The organism is Rhizobium sp. AAP43, assembly GCF_001296045.1.
Classification (GTDB): Bacteria; Pseudomonadota; Alphaproteobacteria; order Rhizobiales; family Rhizobiaceae; genus Allorhizobium.
Genome location: NZ_LJHS01000005.1, coordinates 549,141 through 566,081, shown reverse-complemented (window position 1 = coordinate 566,081; position 16,941 = coordinate 549,141). Strand labels below are relative to the sequence as shown.

The 16,941-nt window shown below is 61.0% G+C and carries 18 protein-coding genes; 5 read left to right on the top strand and 13 right to left on the bottom strand.

All coding sequences use genetic code 11. The annotated features are described in order from the left end of the window. Window positions 1-12: 12 nt before the first annotated feature. The 5 genes from IP76_RS06135 to IP76_RS06115 all read left to right on the top strand — a co-directional run bounded on the left by IP76_RS06135 (window position 13) and on the right by IP76_RS06115 (window position 7,615). Entirely contained in the window at window positions 13-1,002 is a 990-nt protein-coding gene (locus IP76_RS06135; protein WP_054157274.1) for an ABC transporter substrate-binding protein, read from the top strand. Window positions 1,003-1,333: 331 nt separating this feature from the next. Next, entirely contained in the window at window positions 1,334-2,521 is a 1,188-nt protein-coding gene (locus tag IP76_RS06130) for an efflux RND transporter periplasmic adaptor subunit (protein ID WP_054157273.1), read from the top strand. A 15-nt stretch (window positions 2,522-2,536) separates the two neighbouring features. Next, entirely contained in the window at window positions 2,537-5,860 is a 3,324-nt protein-coding gene (locus tag IP76_RS06125) for an efflux RND transporter permease subunit (protein WP_054157272.1), read from the top strand. A 178-nt stretch (window positions 5,861-6,038) separates the two neighbouring features. Further along, window positions 6,039-6,701, top strand: coding sequence for an outer membrane protein (locus IP76_RS06120; RefSeq protein WP_054157413.1), 663 nt, complete (start codon window positions 6,039-6,041; stop codon window positions 6,699-6,701). Window positions 6,702-6,913: 212 nt separating this feature from the next. Next, on the top strand, window positions 6,914-7,615 hold the full coding sequence (locus IP76_RS06115; protein ID WP_054157412.1) for a Crp/Fnr family transcriptional regulator: 702 nt from the start codon (window positions 6,914-6,916) through the stop codon (window positions 7,613-7,615). A 35-nt stretch (window positions 7,616-7,650) separates the two neighbouring features. Here IP76_RS06115 and ureG read toward each other — a convergent pair whose 3' ends face one another. The 13 genes from ureG to IP76_RS06050 all read right to left on the bottom strand — a co-directional run bounded on the left by ureG (window position 7,651) and on the right by IP76_RS06050 (window position 16,897). Beyond that, window positions 7,651-8,262, bottom strand: a complete 612-nt coding sequence (gene ureG, locus IP76_RS06110; protein WP_054157271.1) for an urease accessory protein UreG — start codon at window positions 8,260-8,262, stop codon at window positions 7,651-7,653. Window positions 8,263-8,296: 34 nt separating this feature from the next. Continuing rightward, window positions 8,297-8,995 (bottom strand): urease accessory protein UreF, encoded by a 699-nt coding sequence (locus tag IP76_RS06105; protein WP_245281397.1) that lies wholly within the window; start codon window positions 8,993-8,995, stop codon window positions 8,297-8,299. Then, entirely contained in the window at window positions 8,976-9,443 is a 468-nt protein-coding gene (gene ureE / locus IP76_RS06100) for an urease accessory protein UreE (protein ID WP_054157270.1), read from the bottom strand. Before ureE ends, IP76_RS06105 begins: the two co-directional genes overlap by 20 nt. A gap of 78 nt (window positions 9,444-9,521) precedes the next feature. Continuing rightward, window positions 9,522-10,364 (bottom strand): GGDEF domain-containing protein, encoded by an 843-nt coding sequence (locus IP76_RS06095; RefSeq protein WP_245281396.1) that lies wholly within the window; start codon window positions 10,362-10,364, stop codon window positions 9,522-9,524. Between the two features lie 219 nt (window positions 10,365-10,583). Further along, window positions 10,584-11,234 carry a TIGR02117 family protein gene (locus IP76_RS06090; RefSeq protein WP_054157268.1) on the bottom strand — a complete coding sequence of 217 codons (651 nt, stop codon included), beginning with the start codon at window positions 11,232-11,234 and terminating at the stop codon, window positions 10,584-10,586. 26 nt (window positions 11,235-11,260) lie between these two features. Further along, the gene (gene ureC, locus IP76_RS06085) at window positions 11,261-12,973 is read right to left on the bottom strand and encodes an urease subunit alpha (RefSeq protein ID WP_054157267.1); all 1,713 of its coding nucleotides are present in this window, start codon (window positions 12,971-12,973) and stop codon (window positions 11,261-11,263) included. Window positions 12,974-12,977: 4 nt separating this feature from the next. After that, window positions 12,978-13,628, bottom strand: coding sequence for a hypothetical protein (locus IP76_RS06080; RefSeq protein ID WP_054157266.1), 651 nt, complete (start codon window positions 13,626-13,628; stop codon window positions 12,978-12,980). Between the two features lie 8 nt (window positions 13,629-13,636). Next, window positions 13,637-14,071 carry a lysozyme inhibitor LprI family protein gene (locus tag IP76_RS06075; RefSeq protein ID WP_054157265.1) on the bottom strand — a complete coding sequence of 145 codons (435 nt, stop codon included), beginning with the start codon at window positions 14,069-14,071 and terminating at the stop codon, window positions 13,637-13,639. A gap of 19 nt (window positions 14,072-14,090) precedes the next feature. Further along, window positions 14,091-14,396 carry an urease subunit beta gene (locus tag IP76_RS06070; protein WP_054157264.1) on the bottom strand — a complete coding sequence of 102 codons (306 nt, stop codon included), beginning with the start codon at window positions 14,394-14,396 and terminating at the stop codon, window positions 14,091-14,093. Between the two features lie 16 nt (window positions 14,397-14,412). Next, window positions 14,413-14,667 carry a DUF1272 domain-containing protein gene (locus IP76_RS06065; protein WP_054157263.1) on the bottom strand — a complete coding sequence of 85 codons (255 nt, stop codon included), beginning with the start codon at window positions 14,665-14,667 and terminating at the stop codon, window positions 14,413-14,415. A gap of 10 nt (window positions 14,668-14,677) precedes the next feature. Beyond that, window positions 14,678-14,980 (bottom strand): urease subunit gamma, encoded by a 303-nt coding sequence (locus IP76_RS06060; RefSeq protein WP_054157262.1) that lies wholly within the window; start codon window positions 14,978-14,980, stop codon window positions 14,678-14,680. 22 nt (window positions 14,981-15,002) lie between these two features. Further along, entirely contained in the window at window positions 15,003-15,821 is an 819-nt protein-coding gene (locus tag IP76_RS06055; RefSeq protein WP_054157261.1) for an urease accessory protein UreD, read from the bottom strand. Further along, window positions 15,764-16,897, bottom strand: a complete 1,134-nt coding sequence (locus IP76_RS06050) for a PHB depolymerase family esterase (RefSeq protein WP_054157410.1) — start codon at window positions 16,895-16,897, stop codon at window positions 15,764-15,766. Before IP76_RS06050 ends, IP76_RS06055 begins: the two co-directional genes overlap by 58 nt. Window positions 16,898-16,941 lie beyond the last annotated feature (44 nt).

Genomic DNA, 16,941 nt, shown 5'->3' with positions numbered 1-16,941 from the left:
GAGGGAACTGACATGACTATCAAAATCGCATCCCTGTTGCTCGCTGCTGCTGTATCGCTGACTGCGATGCAGGCTGCCGCCGCCGAAAAGGTGACGCTGCAGCTGAAATGGGTAACCCAGGCCCAGTTCGCCGGCTATTACGTCGCCAAGGACAAGGGCTTTTACGAAGAAGAAGGCCTCGACGTCGAAATCAAGCCGGGCGGCCCTGACATTGCACCGCCGCAGGTGCTCGCCGGCGGTGGCGCTGACGTGATCGTCGACTGGATGCCGTCGGCCCTCGCCACCCGCGAAAAGGGCGTGCCACTCGTCAACATCGCCCAGCCCTTCAAGTCGTCTGGCATGATGCTGACCTGCCTCAAGGAAACCGGCATCACCAAGCCTGAGGATTTCAAGGGCAAGACCCTCGGCGTCTGGTTCTTCGGCAATGAATATCCGTTCCTCTCCTGGATGGCGACGCTCGGCATCAAGACCGATGGTTCGGAAGGCGGCGTGACGGTCCTGAAGCAGGGCTTCAACGTCGATCCGCTCCTCCAGAAGCAGGCCGCCTGCATCTCGACCATGACCTACAACGAATACTGGCAGGTCATCGACGCCGGCATCAAGGCGGAAGATCTGGTCACCTTCAAATATGAAGATGAAGGCGTGGCCACCCTCGAAGACGGCCTCTACGTCCTGGAAGACAAGCTCAAGGACGCAGCCTTCAAGGACAAGATGGTCAAGTTCGTCCGCGCGTCGATGAAGGGCTGGAAATATGCCGAACAGAATTCGGATGAAGCCGCCGACATCGTGCTCGAAAATGATGCCTCCGGCGCCCAGACCGAAGCCCATCAGAAGCGTATGATGAGCGAAGTCGCCAAGCTGACCGCCGGCTCAAACGGCGCACTCGACAAGGCCGACTACGAGCGCACAGTGAAGACGCTGCTTGGCGGTGGTTCCGATCCTGTGATCACTAAGGAGCCGACTGGCGCCTTCACGACAGAGATCACCGACGCCGCTCTCTGAAGAACATTAGAAACAAAAAACAGAAGCGCGGAGGTTTCCTCCGCGCTTTTTATTTGCAACACCTTCAATTTCGAGGGGTAAGACTGGCAATCTGGCAACAGTTTGCCGCAGTGCACTTTGTTTTTGGTCAATGCGCCGATGAATCCGGAGCCAGGGCCCTTGCAAGCCATTTTATTATCCCCCACCTCTAGCCACGCAACTTCCAGCACATGCGCAGAGGGCGTCGCGAGACGAAGCATGACGGGCAAAACAGGCGCCGGGCACGGTGAGCCAAAGCGCCTCCAGTTGCGTAGTGTTGATGACGTACGAACAGTCGATCGGGGAACAATACATGCCTGGCTTTCATCGCAACAAAACCATGCTCCTGGCAGCAGCCGTAGCGCTCGCCGCAACGACAGCCCTGGCGCAGGATGCAGCAAAGCCGGTGGCCGAACCGCGACTTCCGACCATCGTCGTCACCCCAGCCAAAACCAGAACCATCGTCGACCGAATTCTCGCAACCGGCACCATCCGCCCGGTCGAGGAAGTCTATGTCCAGCCGCTCGTGGACGGGCTTCAGGTGAAGTCACTGGAAGCCGATGTCGGCGATACGGTTGCCGCTGACGCCGTCATGGCGCGTCTTAACGACGATACCCTTCTTCTGCAGCGCAGCCAGCTCGTGGCAAACCTTGCCAAGGCGGAAGCCGCATTGGCCCAGTATGAAGCACAGGTAACCGAAGCCGAGGCAGGACAGAACGAGGCGAAACGCCAGTTCGACCGCTCCACCCGCCTTGCCGAGGCGGGCACGGTCTCCACCGCCCAGCGTGAGCAGGCCGAAAGCGCGCTTGCAAGTGCCGATGCGCGGCTGATCACCGCCCGCCAGGCCATTGCGGTGGCCCAGTCAGACATCAAGGTCGTCGAGAGCCAGATTGCCGATGTCGATCTGCGCCTCGCCCGCACCGAAATCAAATCGCCGGTATCCGGCACGGTTTCGGCCCGCAGCGCCCGCATTGGCGCCATCGGTTCCGGTGCAGGAACACCGCTTTTCACGATCATTCGTGACGGACAGATCGAATTGGTGGCGGATGTACCGGAAGGCGCTATACTGCGTCTCAAGGAAGGCCAGAAAGCCACGATTACAGTCGCCGGCAGCAGCACCACGCTCTCCGGTTCCATCCGTCTGGTTTCCCCGGTGATTGACGCCGAGACCCGCCTGGGCTCGGTCCACATTGCCATCGATGACGATAAAGCGGCACGCGCCGGCATGTTCGGCAGCGCGTCGATCACGATCTCTGAGGAGGAAGCCATCGCCCTGCCGCTTTCGGCGGTGACGAGCGAAGGCAACAGCTCCACCGTGCGCCTGGTCGACAAGGATGTCGTCAAGGTGGTCACGATCGAAATGGGCATTCAGGACGGTGCCTATGTGCAGGTGACAAAAGGCCTGGAAGACGGCGCCCTCGTGGTGGCCAAGGCCGGTGTCTTCGTGCGCGACGGTGACAAGATCAATCCGGTGGAAGACACCGGCAGCGTGTCGAACTGAGGAAAGACAAGCGCCATGAATTTCTCCGCATGGTCCATTCGCAATCCGATTGCGCCGATCCTGGCCTTTTTCCTGCTGCTCGTGATGGGCATCCAGTCGTTCAACGCGCTGCCGATCACCCGATTCCCCAATATCGATGTTCCGCTCGTGGCGGTCACGGTTGGCCAGAGCGGCGCCTCCCCGGCGGAACTGGAAAGCCAGGTCACCAAGGAAGTCGAAGACGCGGTCGCCTCGATCACCGGCGTCGATGAAATCAACTCGACGGTCACGGATGGCCAGTCCCAGACCGTCATCATGTTCCGCATGGAAGTGCCGACCGAACAGGCGGTGCAGGACGTCAAGGACGCGATCGACCAGATCCGCGGCGATCTTCCGGCCTCTGTCGAAGAGCCGATCGTCACGAAGATCGATGTCGAGGGTCAGGCCATCCAGAGCTTTGCTGTCTCCGCGCCCAACATGAACCTGGCCGAACTGTCCTGGTTCGTCGATGACACGATCAAGCGCGCGCTTCAGGGCCAGCCGGGGATTGGCCGAGTCGACCGATACGGCGGCTCGGACCGCGAAGTCCGGGTCGAGCTCGACCCGAACCGCCTCGACGCGCTGGGCGTCACCGCCTCCGATATTTCGAGCCAGCTGAAGGGCACCAATGTCGATCTCGGTTCAGGCCGCGGCCAGGTGGCCGGAGCCGAACAGTCGATCCGCACACTCGGTGACAACAGAGACGTCACGGACCTTGCCAATACCTCGATTGCGCTGAATGGTGGACGCTTCGTCAAGCTCTCCGACCTCGGCACTGTCGTCGACACCTATGAGGAGCCGAAGTCTTTCGCCCGCCACGACGGCAAGCCGGTTGTCTCCTTCGCGGTCTTCCGCGCCAAGGGGGCAAGCGAAGTGACGGTGGCCGAAACCGTTGCCACCTCTTTGGAAGAAGTGCGCGCGGCCAATCCCGACGTCGATATCGAGATGATCGACGACTCCGTCTACTTTACCTACGGCAATTACGAAGCGGCCATGCACACGCTGATCGAAGGCGCTTTGCTGGCCGTCGTCGTGGTTTTCCTCTTCCTGCGCAACTGGCGCGCCACGCTGATCTCGGCGGTTGCCCTGCCGCTCTCGGCCATCCCGACCTTCCTCGTCATGGACCTGATGGGCTTCTCGCTCAATCTGGTCAGCTTCCTTGCGCTGACGCTGGCAACAGGCATCCTCGTCGATGACGCGATCGTCGAGGTGGAAAACATTGCCCGCCACATCAAGATGGGCAAGACGCCTTACCGCGCCGCCATCGAGGCCGCCGACGAAATCGGCCTTGCCGTCATTGCAACGACCTTCACCATCATCGCGGTCTTTGTACCGGTGTCGTTCATGCCCGGCATTCCGGGTCAGTACTTCATCCAGTTCGGGCTCACGGTTGCCTTCTCCGTCTTCTTCTCCCTTCTGGTCGCTCGCCTCATCACCCCGATGATGGCCGCCTACCTGATGCGCGCCGAAGACGCGATGGACGACCATCACGACAATGACAGCCTTTTCCTCAAGGGCTATACGCGGATCGTGCGCTTCACCACGCGCCGCTGGTATTCCCGTATCGGGACGATGGTTGCGGCTATCGCTTTCCTCATCGGTTCGCTTGCGCTCCTCGCGCAGGTTCCCGGCAGCTTCCTGCCGCCGGAAGATGCCGGTCGTATCGTGCTGTCCGTCGAGCTGCCGCCCAATGCCACACTGGCGGAGACCCAACGCAAAACCGATGAAATCTATGCCGCGATTTCGGATGTGCCCGATGTCGCCAGCATCTTTATTCTCGGCGGCGCATCTCCCAAGGGTGATCTCGAGCTTCGTCGCGCCAGCGTAACGATGAACCTCGACCGCATTGAGCACTCGCTGACCAAGACCCTGATCAACAAGGGGCTCGGCGGCATCCCGCTGATCGGCCAGTATCTGCCGAAGATGCCGGAAAACGGCCGTACACGGCCGCAATGGGATATCGAAGAGGAAGTCTTCGCCAAGCTGGCGCCAATCGCCGATATCCGCGTTCTGAAACTGAATGACCGCGGCGAACGCGACATTTCCTTCAACTTCCTCTCGGCAAACGAGGCGGAGCTGAACACGGCTGTCGGCATGCTGGAAGCCAAGCTCAGAACCGTACCGGAACTGGCCAATGTCAGCTCGGAGGGCGCCCTGCCCCGGCCCGAACTGCAGATCCGGCCGCGCGCTGATGAAGCTGCTCGTCTTGGCATCACTGCACAGCAGATCGCCCAGACGATCCGTGTCGCCACCATCGGCGATGTCGACGCGGCCCTGCCGAAAATCTCGCTCGACAATCGCCAGATCCCGATCCGGGTTCAGGCCTCGCTTGATCTGCGCCGTGACTTTGCCGCCCTCGGGGCGCTGAAAATCCGGACAGCAAGCGGCGCAACCGTGCCTTTGTCGAGCGTGGCCGAGATCAGCTATTCGGAAGGTGTGTCGTCGATCAAGCGCAACGACCGCAACCGTGTTGTCACCATCGGTGCCGGTCTGCCACAAGGCGTCGCACTCGATACGGCGACCAGCGCATTCCGCGCGGCTGTCGCTGAGGTCGATATGCCCGCAAGCGTTCGCCTCGCCGAAAGCGGTGACGCCAAGGTCCAGGCGGAGATGCAGCAGGGTTTTGTCAACGCGATGATCCTCGGCCTTCTCCTCGTGCTGACGGTTCTCATCCTGCTGTTCAAGGATGTGATCCAGCCCTTCACGATCCTGCTGTCGCTGCCGCTCGCCATCGGCGGTGTAGCGGTCGGCCTGATCGTGACGAACAATGCACTGTCCATGCCTGTCCTGATCGGCATCCTGATGCTGATGGGCATTGTCACCAAGAACGCCATCCTGCTCGTCGATTTCGCCATCGAAATGCGCCGCCAAGGCATGCACCGCCTTGAGGCAATGGTAGAAGCCGGACGCAAACGCGCCCGCCCGATCATCATGACCTCGATCGCCATGTCCGCCGGCATGCTGCCATCCGCACTTGGCGTTGGCGAAGGCGGCTCGTTCCGCTCGCCGATGGCGGTTGCAGTGATCGGCGGCATCATCGTCTCCACCGTGCTCAGCCTCATCGTGGTCCCGGCCTTCTTCCTCATCCTGGATGATATCTCCCGATTGCTCGGTTGGATCTTCAGCCGTTTCGTCGGCAAGAAGGAAGAGGAGCCAGAGGCAATGTCTCCCGAGGATCTCTCCTATCTCGCCCGACAGAGCGTGGAAGCGCTGCAATCGATGGAAAAACGCGTATCCGCCGTGGAGCGCGGGCAGCCGGGAAACCGCAAGAATGAGGCGAATGGCAATGTGATCAACCTGCCGCCGCTGGCGGCGGAGTGACGTTCAGAACGCGTCGCGAAACGAGCGACCAGCGTGCCTGAAGGAACCAAACTTGGGCGGATCGGCACCAGCGGCCGATCCGCCCAGTTTTAGCAGATTGCGCGCACTGGTTGGGTGCGATGAAGATTGCTAGCCCCGATCCCTATAGCAGAATTAAACTGTTCAAAGGGATTCGATGATGAAAACTCTTCTGACCGCCGTCGCCGCGCTTCTGTTCGCCGGCACGGCCATGGCCGCTGACGCGGTCACCGCAGATCCCGCTCCGCCCGTCGCGGCAGACACGGCCGCTGCCGGATTCGACTGGACCGGCGGCTACGTTGGCGTCCAGGCTGGTCATAGCTGGCTTGACGGGCATTTCGAAACGACTGGCCTCGACCCTCTCGACGCAAACTTCGATGGCCCTGCCCTCGGTCTGTTCGTTGGCTACAACAAGCAGTTCTCCAACAATGTCGTGCTCGGCCTCGACGGCGACCTCGATTACAACTGGAATGACGAGCAACTGACGTCAGCCATGGGTGCCGTCGAAGGCAAAACCGACTGGCAAGGCTCCGTTCGCGGACGCCTCGGCTATGCAGCCGACCGCGCTCTGATTTACGTTGCCGCCGGTTATGCGGCGGCCCATGCCGAGGCCAGCATCGCGGGCGTCGGCAGCGCGACCGAAACCTTCCACGGTTACACCGTCGGCGCCGGCGTCGACTATGCGGTCACCGACCGGATCTTCGGGCGCCTCGACTATCGCTACAACGACTTTGGCAGCAAGGATCTCAATTTCGGCGGTGCAGTTGCCGATGCGGATCTGACCCAGCACGCGATCAAGGTCGGCCTGGGCGTCAAGTTCTGATCACACGCATAATCTGCGACCTTAAACGGGCACATCGGACGCGATGTGCCCGTTGTCATGTGTGCCTGGCCATTTCAGCAAATGCTGACAAACATTTGAGCGTCGATTGATTTCGATCAAACATGCATTGCCTGACCCATCTTATGCTTCAAGAGCTGAAAGGATCGAACCGACTGGTGACACAGCTCAATCGCATCACTCAGCGTCCATGGATGGGGAGCCGGGAAACCGTGAACAAGATCTTGAGACTGAACACGCGAGACAAGACCACACTGCTGCGTTCGTCGTTTCTGGCCCAGATGGGCCCGACGGCCATGCCCGCAATGATGGAGATCGTCACCGTCGCCAATTTCGAGGCGCGGGACGTGCTGTTTCGCGAGGGTGAACACGCGGAGTTTTTCTACAGTGTGCTCGTTGGCTATGTGAGGCTATACCGCCTGAACAAGGACGGTCGCGAAGCCGACATCCGCATTTGCGGTCCGGGAGACACCTTTGCAGAATGCCTGCTCGCCCTCGGCGATACCTATCTCTACAACGCACAGGCGGCCGAGCCGGTAACGCTGGCGCGTTTCGACCTTCAGCGCGTACGCCAACTGGCGGAAGTGCAGCCTGATGTCGCCAAAGCTGTCATCCGCTGCTTGTCCAATCATCTGCTGGACACGATGGACTGCATCGCCAACGATCGCCTGCAGACCGCACCACAAAGGGTTGCAAGCTATCTGCTCGCTGCCTGCAATGTGCAGGACGGCCCTGCCTCGATCCGGCTGCCTTTCCAGAAAAGCCTGCTGGCCGGAAAACTTGGCCTTGCACCGGAAGCACTGTCGCGCGCCTTTTCATCGTTGAAACGTATCGGCGTCAGCGTCCGCGGCCGCAGCATCCATGTCACCGATGTCAGCGCACTGAAACAGATCTAGGTATCGGCGAGCGGTTTGAGCCACTCGCCATGTCCTCAGAGCCCGCCGCTCTCCTGGAGATAGGCGACAATCTCTGCCACGCCATCGCCGCGCTTCAGATCGGTGAAGACAAAGGGGCGCGTCTGGCGCATCCGATCCGCATCCCGCTCCATGACGGTAAGATCGACACCGACATGCGGCGCAAGATCCTTCTTGTTGATCACCAGCAAGTCGGAGCGCGTAATGCCAGGCCCACCCTTACGCGGGATTTCCTCGCCCTGGCAGACCGAGATAACATAGAGCGTGATATCGGCGAGATCAGGCGAGAAGGTCGCCGCGAGATTGTCTCCACCCGATTCGATGAAGACAATGTCGAGATCCGGAATGCGCTGATTGAGATCGGCAATGGCCCTCAGATTGATCGAGGCGTCTTCCCGAATGGCCGTATGGGGGCAGCCGCCGGTTTCAACGCCGACAACCCGGTCCGACGACAGCGCCTGCATGCGAATGAGCGCGTCGGCATCCTCCCGTGTGTAGATGTCGTTGGTGACGACGGCGATCGAGTAGTCGTCGCGCATCGCCTTGCAGAGCTTTTCCGTCAACGCCGTCTTGCCGGAGCCCACCGGCCCGCCGATGCCGACCCGCAAGGGCCCGTTCTGAGATCTCATCAGGTGTTTCCTCTTATCGAACCAGGCAAATGCCTCAGGATTGGAACAAGCGCGAATACTGCGCCTCGTGACGCATGGAGAGCGTTTCGGCAATGATCGAGGCAGAGCCCAGATCGTCTAGGCCTAGGCTCTGCATCTCCAACGCGATATCAAGCACCTCGCCTTCGAGCCCCGCCAGAAGCTCGAGGCCCGCCGTCTGGCCGATCAAGCCAAGACGGATGCCAACAGAGATCGCCTGCTGCACCTGCGCATGGAGGAAGGCCGAAACTGTATCGCCCGCATCGACCCCATGGGCGGCCGCGATAGCGCCGACCACCACGCTATAGGCAACGGGGCCATTCAGTCTTTGCAGCACCGGATGCGGCCAGGCGGATGCCGCCTTGACGAAAGCCTCGCCAAGCCGGGTGCTTTCCTGATAGCGCTCCATGGAACCGGCAAGGGCAGACGCCATTTCCAGCAAGTCGGTCAGCTCACCACCGGCGCTTTGCCGCCGATGAGCCTCGATGAGCAGGATGGCGTCATTGCGCAAGCCCCCGTCACGCAAGAGCAGACGCATCCAGGCCGAAAGCCCACTGCCATCGGCGATGTGCCCCTCGACAACAGCACTTTCGAGCCCGGCCGAATAGCTGAAGGCGCCAATCGGGAAGGCCGGCGACAGCCAGGCCAGCAGTCGCAGGAGCGCCTGCCTCTGGCCGGACGAAGGCATCACACTCTCAGCCATGGCCGTGGGCATGCCCGCTTCCATTGCCATGGGCGTGATAGGCCCCGCGCACAGGCTGGAAGGGCTCGATCACCTCGTTCACGTCTGCACCGAGGCCGGTGAGCATGTCGCGGATGACGTGGTCCCGAAGGATCAGGATGCGAGTCTCTTCGATCTGCGCCGGCAGATGGCGGTTGCCGAGATGCCAGGCTAGCTCGATCAGATGCAGGCCGTTCTTCGCCAACACTTCGAACAGGCGCTCCTCGGCCGCACGGATTTCGATCGTATCCCCGTCTTCGAGCAGCAGCCGATCACCGTGGGAAAACAGGACTGGTTCCTTGAGATCCAGCATGACCATTTCGCCATCATCGAGATGAAGCAGCTTGCGGCGCAAATGCCGCGCATCATGCGCAAGGACAACAGTGCCACGCGGCGGGTCGCTGAACGACCCGGCAGGATGAAAGGCAGTGGCACGCAGCATGATCTCTCCGGCAATGGCTGTTTTTTAAACCATGCATAAGGATGAGGCAGGTCGCAAGGTCGTTCTTGCTCCGGCTGGCTACATCCCACCGAAAACGAGATCGTCTCCCTGTGGAGACCGGGCAAGATCGCGCTCCGAAAGCGGAAGGCTTTGCTCATGCACCACCCGGTTCCGCCCTTCGTCCTTGGCCTGGTACAGCGCCCTGTCGGCACGTGCATAGACAAGTTCCGATCGCTGACCCGGATAGAATTCCGCAACACCCGCCGAGACGGTGACCGTCAGGCCGACACCGGCCGCCCGCAGGTTCTGCGCCGAGACCATGTTACGGGCGCGCTCGACAAGGGCGAGTCGCTGCGCAAGACCACCACCTGTGAGGATGAGACCAAATTCTTCACCGCCGAGCCGGGCCACAAGTCCCCGGTCGCCCACGACGCCGCGCAAAATACCGGCAACGTCTCGGATAACCTCGTCTCCGGCCTGATGTCCGAAGCGATCATTAATCGCCTTGAAGCGGTCCACATCCAGGATCGCCAGCGACGCATCTTCATAGGCCTCGGCCAGCGCTTCGTTAAAGGCACGCCGATTCGCCAGCCCCGACAGCGTATCCGTTCGGCTAAGGCGTTCGAATTCAGCGCGCGACTGGGCAAGATCGCGGATCATCTCGCCCATCGACAGCGCGCAGGCGCCCGACATGACGCCGGCAAACAGCCAGGAAAGCACGACTGTCAACGTAACCACTTCCACGAGCGGGGATTGCAGGAGGCCGACCCAATAGAGCGCCGGCAAGATGACCAGCGCCGAAAGACAGCCGAGGATGACCGCACGGAAACCAACTTTAAGGGCGACGCGCCAGATCGCCGCCGGGCTGTCAAAGGCCCGTGGCTCGACTTTCAGCGCCATCCAAATCCGTCCGAACGCCACGAAATTTCTCCTGAGTGCGCTTCCGGCTTAAGGGTCAAGCCTTCGCCAATCCTTAACGCATTCGTTAAACTGAGGTCGGAATCACAGATGATTTGAAGCCACCCGAAATTGGTCCAAAACCACCTCACCTGACTTGATAAAATGCAACAACGTACAGGCTGGTCGGCACAGAAACCGGACATGCCGTGAGGGTTGGACCGCAGGAGCGATCGGGTTGATCTATTGATCGTGCAGGTCGAGCGAGAGGTCGAGCAGTTGCGGCATAGGCGTCCAGAATCCGGTGGTGACGCCTGCAACGCGTAACATGGCCGCCGTCCACGTGTTGCAGCCGATCAGCGCATTGAAGGCCCCTTCCGCCTCATAAAATCGATCAACGGCCCCGTAGCCCGCACCTTCGATCACCAGCGGCAGTCCTTCCTTTCGGGTGAAACTCTCCCGGATCGCGGCCAGCAGGCGCCGATGCCCGTCTTCGCTGATCTCCAAGGCCCGCACCTGCGGGTGATCGAGCGAGATCGCCGCCGCGATATCGACATGCATGACAGCCCAGTCGACGGTGAGCGAGCGAAACACCGGCAGCGGCTTCAGATCCGCCCATTGCGGCGTTTCCAGATAGAAGGACCGCCCGCCCCAGCCGATCACGAGATAAGCGGCATCGGGCGCATCCAGCGGAAGACCATCACCGGCAAGATCGGCAAAGGCGGCACGCACCTCTGCATCAAGCGGAAGCGCGATATCGGTATGGATCGGATTGGAAAGAATGAGGATCTTGCGCGAAAGGGGGGCTGTATCATCAACCGGCACAAAGACTGGGCGCGGCAGGAGCACGCCGAGGCAAACCAGAACCATGAGGCCGGCGACACCGCCGGCCATCCAACGCAGAACGCGCCCCAACCCGTTCAGAACAGGAAGTAGCGCTGCGCCATCGGCAGCTTTGTCGCCGGTTCGCAGGTCAGCAGTTCACCATCTGCGCGAACTTCATAGGTTTCCGGATCAACTTCAATATGCGGCGTCAAGTCATTGTGGATCATCGACTTCTTCGAAATTCCGCCACGCGTGTTCTTGACCGCAACCATCTGCTTTGCGGTGCCCAAGCGACTGGAAAGCCCCGCATCAAGTGCGGCTTGGCTGACAAAGGTAACGGAGGTATTGGTGCGGGCCTTGCCGAAGGATCCGAACATCGGGCGGTAATGCACCGGCTGCGGCGTCGGGATCGAGGCATTCGGATCACCCATCGGGGCCGCTGCAATCATGCCGCCGAGCAGCACCATATCCGGCTTCACGCCGAAGAAGGCCGGGTTCCAGATGACGAGGTCGGCACGTTTGCCGATTTCGACGGAGCCGATCTCATGGGACAGACCATGGGCAATCGCCGGGTTGATCGTGTATTTGGCGATATAGCGCTTGACGCGGAAATTGTCGTTATTGCCGGTTTCCTGCGGCAAGGCCCCGCGCTGACGCTTCATCTTGTCCGCCGTCTGCCAGGTACGGATCGCCACTTCGCCAACGCGGCCCATGGCCTGGCTGTCGGACGAAATGATCGAGAAGGCACCGATATCATGCAGGATGTCTTCCGCCGCAATCGTTTCCTTGCGAATGCGGCTTTCGGCAAAGGCAATGTCTTCCGGGATCGACGAGGACAGGTGATGGCAGACCATCAACATGTCCAGATGCTCCGCAATCGTATTGACCGTGTAAGGCCGTGTCGGATTGGTCGAGGACGGGATGACATTGAGTTGGCCGCAGATCTTGATGATGTCAGGCGCGTGACCACCGCCCGCCCCTTCCGTGTGGAAGGCGTGGATAGTCCGGCCCCTGATGGCGCCGATTGTATCCTCGACAAAGCCGCTCTCGTTCAGCGTATCCGTATGGATCATGACCTGCACGTCGTATTGATCGGCAACCGACAGGCAGCAGTCGATGGCGCCTGGTGTCGTACCCCAGTCTTCATGCAGCTTGAGGGAGGTCGCTCCGCCAAGCACCATTTCCTCAAGCGCTCCCGGCAGCGAGGCATTGCCCTTGCCTGCAAAGGCAAGGTTCATCGGGAAGGCATCTGCCGCTTCGATCATTCGGGCAATGTGCCAGGGGCCGGGTGTGCAGGTGGTGGCGAGTGTGCCATGCGCCGGTCCTGTGCCGCCGCCAAGCATGGTGGTGAGGCCGGACATCAGCGCTTCTTCGATCTGCTGCGGGCAGATGAAATGGATATGCGCATCCATGCCGCCGGCAGTGACGATCTTGCCTTCGCCCGCAATCGCTTCCGTGCCGGGACCGACGATGATGTTGACGCCCGGCTGCGTATCCGGATTGCCGGCCTTGCCGATGGCAACGATGCGGCCGTCCTTGAGGCCGATATCGGCCTTGACGATACCCCAGTGATCGATGATCAGCGCGTTGGTGATGACGGTGTCAACAGCGCCATTGGCCCGCGTGACCTGGCTCTGCCCCATGCCGTCTCGGATGACCTTGCCGCCGCCGAACTTCACCTCTTCGCCATAGGTGGTGAAATCCTTCTCCACCTCGACAAAAAGCTCCGTATCGGCAAGTCGCACCTTGTCGCCGGTGGTCGGGCCGAACATCGAGGCATAGGCCGCGCGGGACATCTTGTAGGACATGGGATCAGGCTCCTTGGGAAAGGGAGGATTGAAGCAGAGTGTCGAGCCGGACCAACCGGCCGCTCTGAACGAGATGGTCTGCGAACTGGCGTTCTGCATCGAAGGGATGCCATTCCCAGCCGCCATGGCCGAAACCGGCAAGCACCAACAGGGCGTCATCAAACTTGGGATCGCTGAGCAGCGCCTGGATCACCAGCATGCCACTGGACGGCACGACATAGGGGGCGGGCCGATACGTGGACAACGTCGCATCCAGTGCCTCGTGAACAGCACCGGGAATGACCCGATGCTGCTTGTCACGAGCCGCCGCAAACTGCGCAAATCCGATTGTGTAGTCATCGCAAAAGTCATCCAGCTCGGGATGCGACACAGCAAGAACCGGTTGGAGCCGGGCGAATTTTTCAGGGTCGCGGATCGACCAGATTTCCCTGGCGGCACTGACCGCTTCGCTGTCGCGCCACAAGGGATCGGCCAGCATCTGCGCGCCGGGCCGTCCCGTGTTGCAAACGGCCACAACATCGGTGCGCTTGCCCGCAGCGCCGAAATTGCGGCTGCCGTTGAACCGGATCACCAGATCGCCAGCATCGATGACAGCGGCAGCCTCGGCCCCGACGTCACCATTACCCACGATCATGATCCGGCGAGCGCTTGCCATTCAGCGCCTCAATTCGCGAAGAATTCGGCGAGGGACTTCAATTCCTCGACGCGTTTTTCGGTCATCTCCTGCATGCAGGACATGTTCAGCAATGGCTCCATGCTGCCGCCATGCGCCGAATAGGCTTCGAGTTCGCAGCTGGCATCCCGATAGGCAAGCCAGGCGCGCTGGGAATCGAGAATGCGCTTGGCCGCACCATTCTTGTCTGCAGGTGGCACGCTCTTGTCCCAGCCCAGCATGACCGCACGGGTCTTGCTCCACTGGGCATTCAACGCCGCATCGGCCTTCTGATAGCTTTCGGCAGCACACTGGTTCATGTCCGCCTGCGTGACCGGGTTCTTGCAGTCGACATCAGCAACATCCTCACTGAAAGCCGGCGCATCCTTGAGGAGCACGCAGCCGCACAGAAAGAGGATCGCGCCCCAGGTCATCGGCTTGGCCATCCTGCCACCTCTCGCATGTTCAAAGACCACCCATGACCTGCTGACGGAAGCCATAGACTTCGCGCTTGCCGGACAGGGGAATGAGCGTCACCTGTCGCGTCTGCCCCGGCTCGAAACGGACCGCCGTTCCCGCGGGAATATCAAGCCGCATGCCGCGCGCCTGCGCGCGATCAAAGACCAGACCACCATTCGATTCATAGAAATGATAGTGGCTGCCGACCTGTACCGGTCGGTCGCCACTGTTCGAGACCTCAAGCGTCACGGTCGGCAGACCGGCATTGAGTTCTATATCGCCACTGGCGGCAATGATTTCACCGGGGATCATGGACCTCTCCCTTTTCTCAGGCGGCGCGCGAAGGCGGGCAGCCTTCCGCCTTCAGCACACGTTTGGTGGATGGCGGATTGTTCGCAAGCTTGGCAGCAGGGCGCACCGGCCGGCGCACCAGTTCACCACCGCAATTGGGGCAGATGCCGGCAAGCGTTGCCGAGGCGCAATCGGCGCAATAGGTGCATTCGAAGCTGCAGATCATCGCCACGCTATCCGGCGGCAGATCGGTATCGCAGCATTCGCAATTCGGTCGAAGCTCCAGCGCCATGATTGGCTCCTCAGCGGATCGGTTCGTGGACGGTTACGAGCTTGGTGCCATCGGGGAAGGTCGCCTCAACCTGCACGTCGTGGATCATTTCGGCGATCCCCTCCATCACCTGATCGCGCGTGATGACCGCCGCACCGGCCGACATCAACTCGGCAACCGAGCGACCGTCGCGTGCGCCCTCGACGACGAAATCGGAGATCAGCGCGATCGCTTCGGGATAGTTGAGCTTCACGCCCCGCTCCAGCCGGCGCCGGGCCACCATGGCAGCCATGGCGATCAGCAGTTTGTCCTTTTCCCGCGGGGTGAGATTCATGTTCGCTCCAATGGACGTGACGTCAGAGATTCCAGACTTTTGGCACAGACGCGCCTCCGCGCAAGACCGAAATGATCGGGATCAGGATTTTTCGCAATGCAAAGCCGTCATCGGCGCTCAACCTTGCAACAAGCTTGCCATTCCAATGGCTTACGCCGCCCAAATTTTCACCGATCAGATCACGGATTGGGCAGAGCATCGCTTCGGCCCGAGGACCCGCATAAAAGACCGTGGCGAAGGCGACGCGACCCGCGAGCACACCCGCCTCAGCCGTGAGTGCGGCCACGTCCCCAGACAGCTTCAGATCTTCGGCATGGAGCAGGCGGCCATCGCGGCGAATGCGCCAGCGGTCACCGACAAACCCTTCCACCATCGCCTCGCCCATCGCCTTGCGGCCAAGCAGGATCGCCTCGACGGCGAGGAACTCGGCATCGGCCGCAAGGTCCACCTCGAGTCGACGGGTGAGTGATGCCTTGTCGAAGAGAATGCTTTCCTGCGGCAGCCAATGGAACTTGGCACCGGCTCCGACTTCGATCCGGGTGGTGATGGCGCCGGTGCCGGCGGATGCCTTGTAGATTTTCTCGCAGGCTTGGGTCGTTGCGGTCATGAAACAGCCGGGGCCGGCGCGAAAGCTCCAGTCGAAGCGGTCACCGCCGGTGATACCGCCAGCGGTGTTGATCGTCACCGCCTCAAGTTCATCGGTAAAGCTCTCAGGCAAGCGGATCTTTGCCGCCCCTTCCTGATAGAGCTCGGCGATGCGCGTGCGCCCGCCGAGCGATTTTGTCACAAGGCGCCCGATACCGTGGGCACGCTGTTGTCTGGTTTGATGGACTGGCTGCACGCATTCCCCTGTCCGGCTTCAAGCGTCGAAGCCGTGTTCTTGTCATTGCCGCAAGCGGTCGGCTTGGCCTTGCCGGCCATCAGCTCGCCACCCGAACCATGGAAGAAGTCCCACATCAGGTCGGTCGCATCAACCTCGCGAATGGTTTCCGTACCACTGGCCGCCGCGAGCCGGAAGAGCACCGAGCGTGCCGGCCAGGCATGATCCGCATTGGCGATCTCATAGGACACAACACTCGTTCCGGCGCGGCAACCGACATAACTCGACACATTCACCTGCTCGCCCTCGTCCGCGACCGGACGGCGGTCACAGCCGTTGAGTTCCGCCCATCGGGCCAGCGCCACTTCGCCGCCATAGCGCCAATAGTCCTTGCCACCACCATCAAACGGATTGACGTGATCCTTCATGCCGGAAAAGGCGATGATCGACACCGGCTTTGCCGGCTTGCAGCTTTCGCGCCGTGGCCGCCAGACCCCGTTTTCCTGCTCCGGCGTGCCGGCGCGAAGCCCCATGACGAAACCGGCAGCGGCGAAATCGGCAAATCCGTTGCAGATATACTGCGACAGCATCCGCCCGCCGCCCGAATAACCCGAGGCAAAGACCTTGGCATTGTCGACGCAAAAGCGCTCCTTGGCGAGCGTCACCGCATCGCGAATAAAGGCGATGTCGTCGGCTCCCTCGATCTTGGTCACACCGGGCACGTTCCAGGCATACGTGTTTGGCAATTCGCCTTTGAGGCTGCCGGCCAGCGCCATGACGATAAAACCTTCGCGCTCGGCCACCTCATCCCAATGGCTGCGCTTCAGTTGCACATCCGGATTGCTGTTTGAGCCGTGAAAATCAAAGACCAGCGGAAGCTTCTTCTTCCCCGTATAGCTCGACGGGATGACATAGACGGCCTGCCGCTCGCGCCCGCCGGACTGGAAAGTGAGCGCGTGGCGACCGGGTTCGATCGCGACACCACAGCCGGTCGACGCCTGTGCTGCGACAGAGGACAAGCCGAAAAGAAAGAGACCCGCGACCACGCGAACGACGCCGCGTGCCCGCACGTTGGGAGAGACCGCGCTGGTTGTCATGGATGTGCCTTCGGTTAGCAGATGCGCGAAAACTATCACGCCCT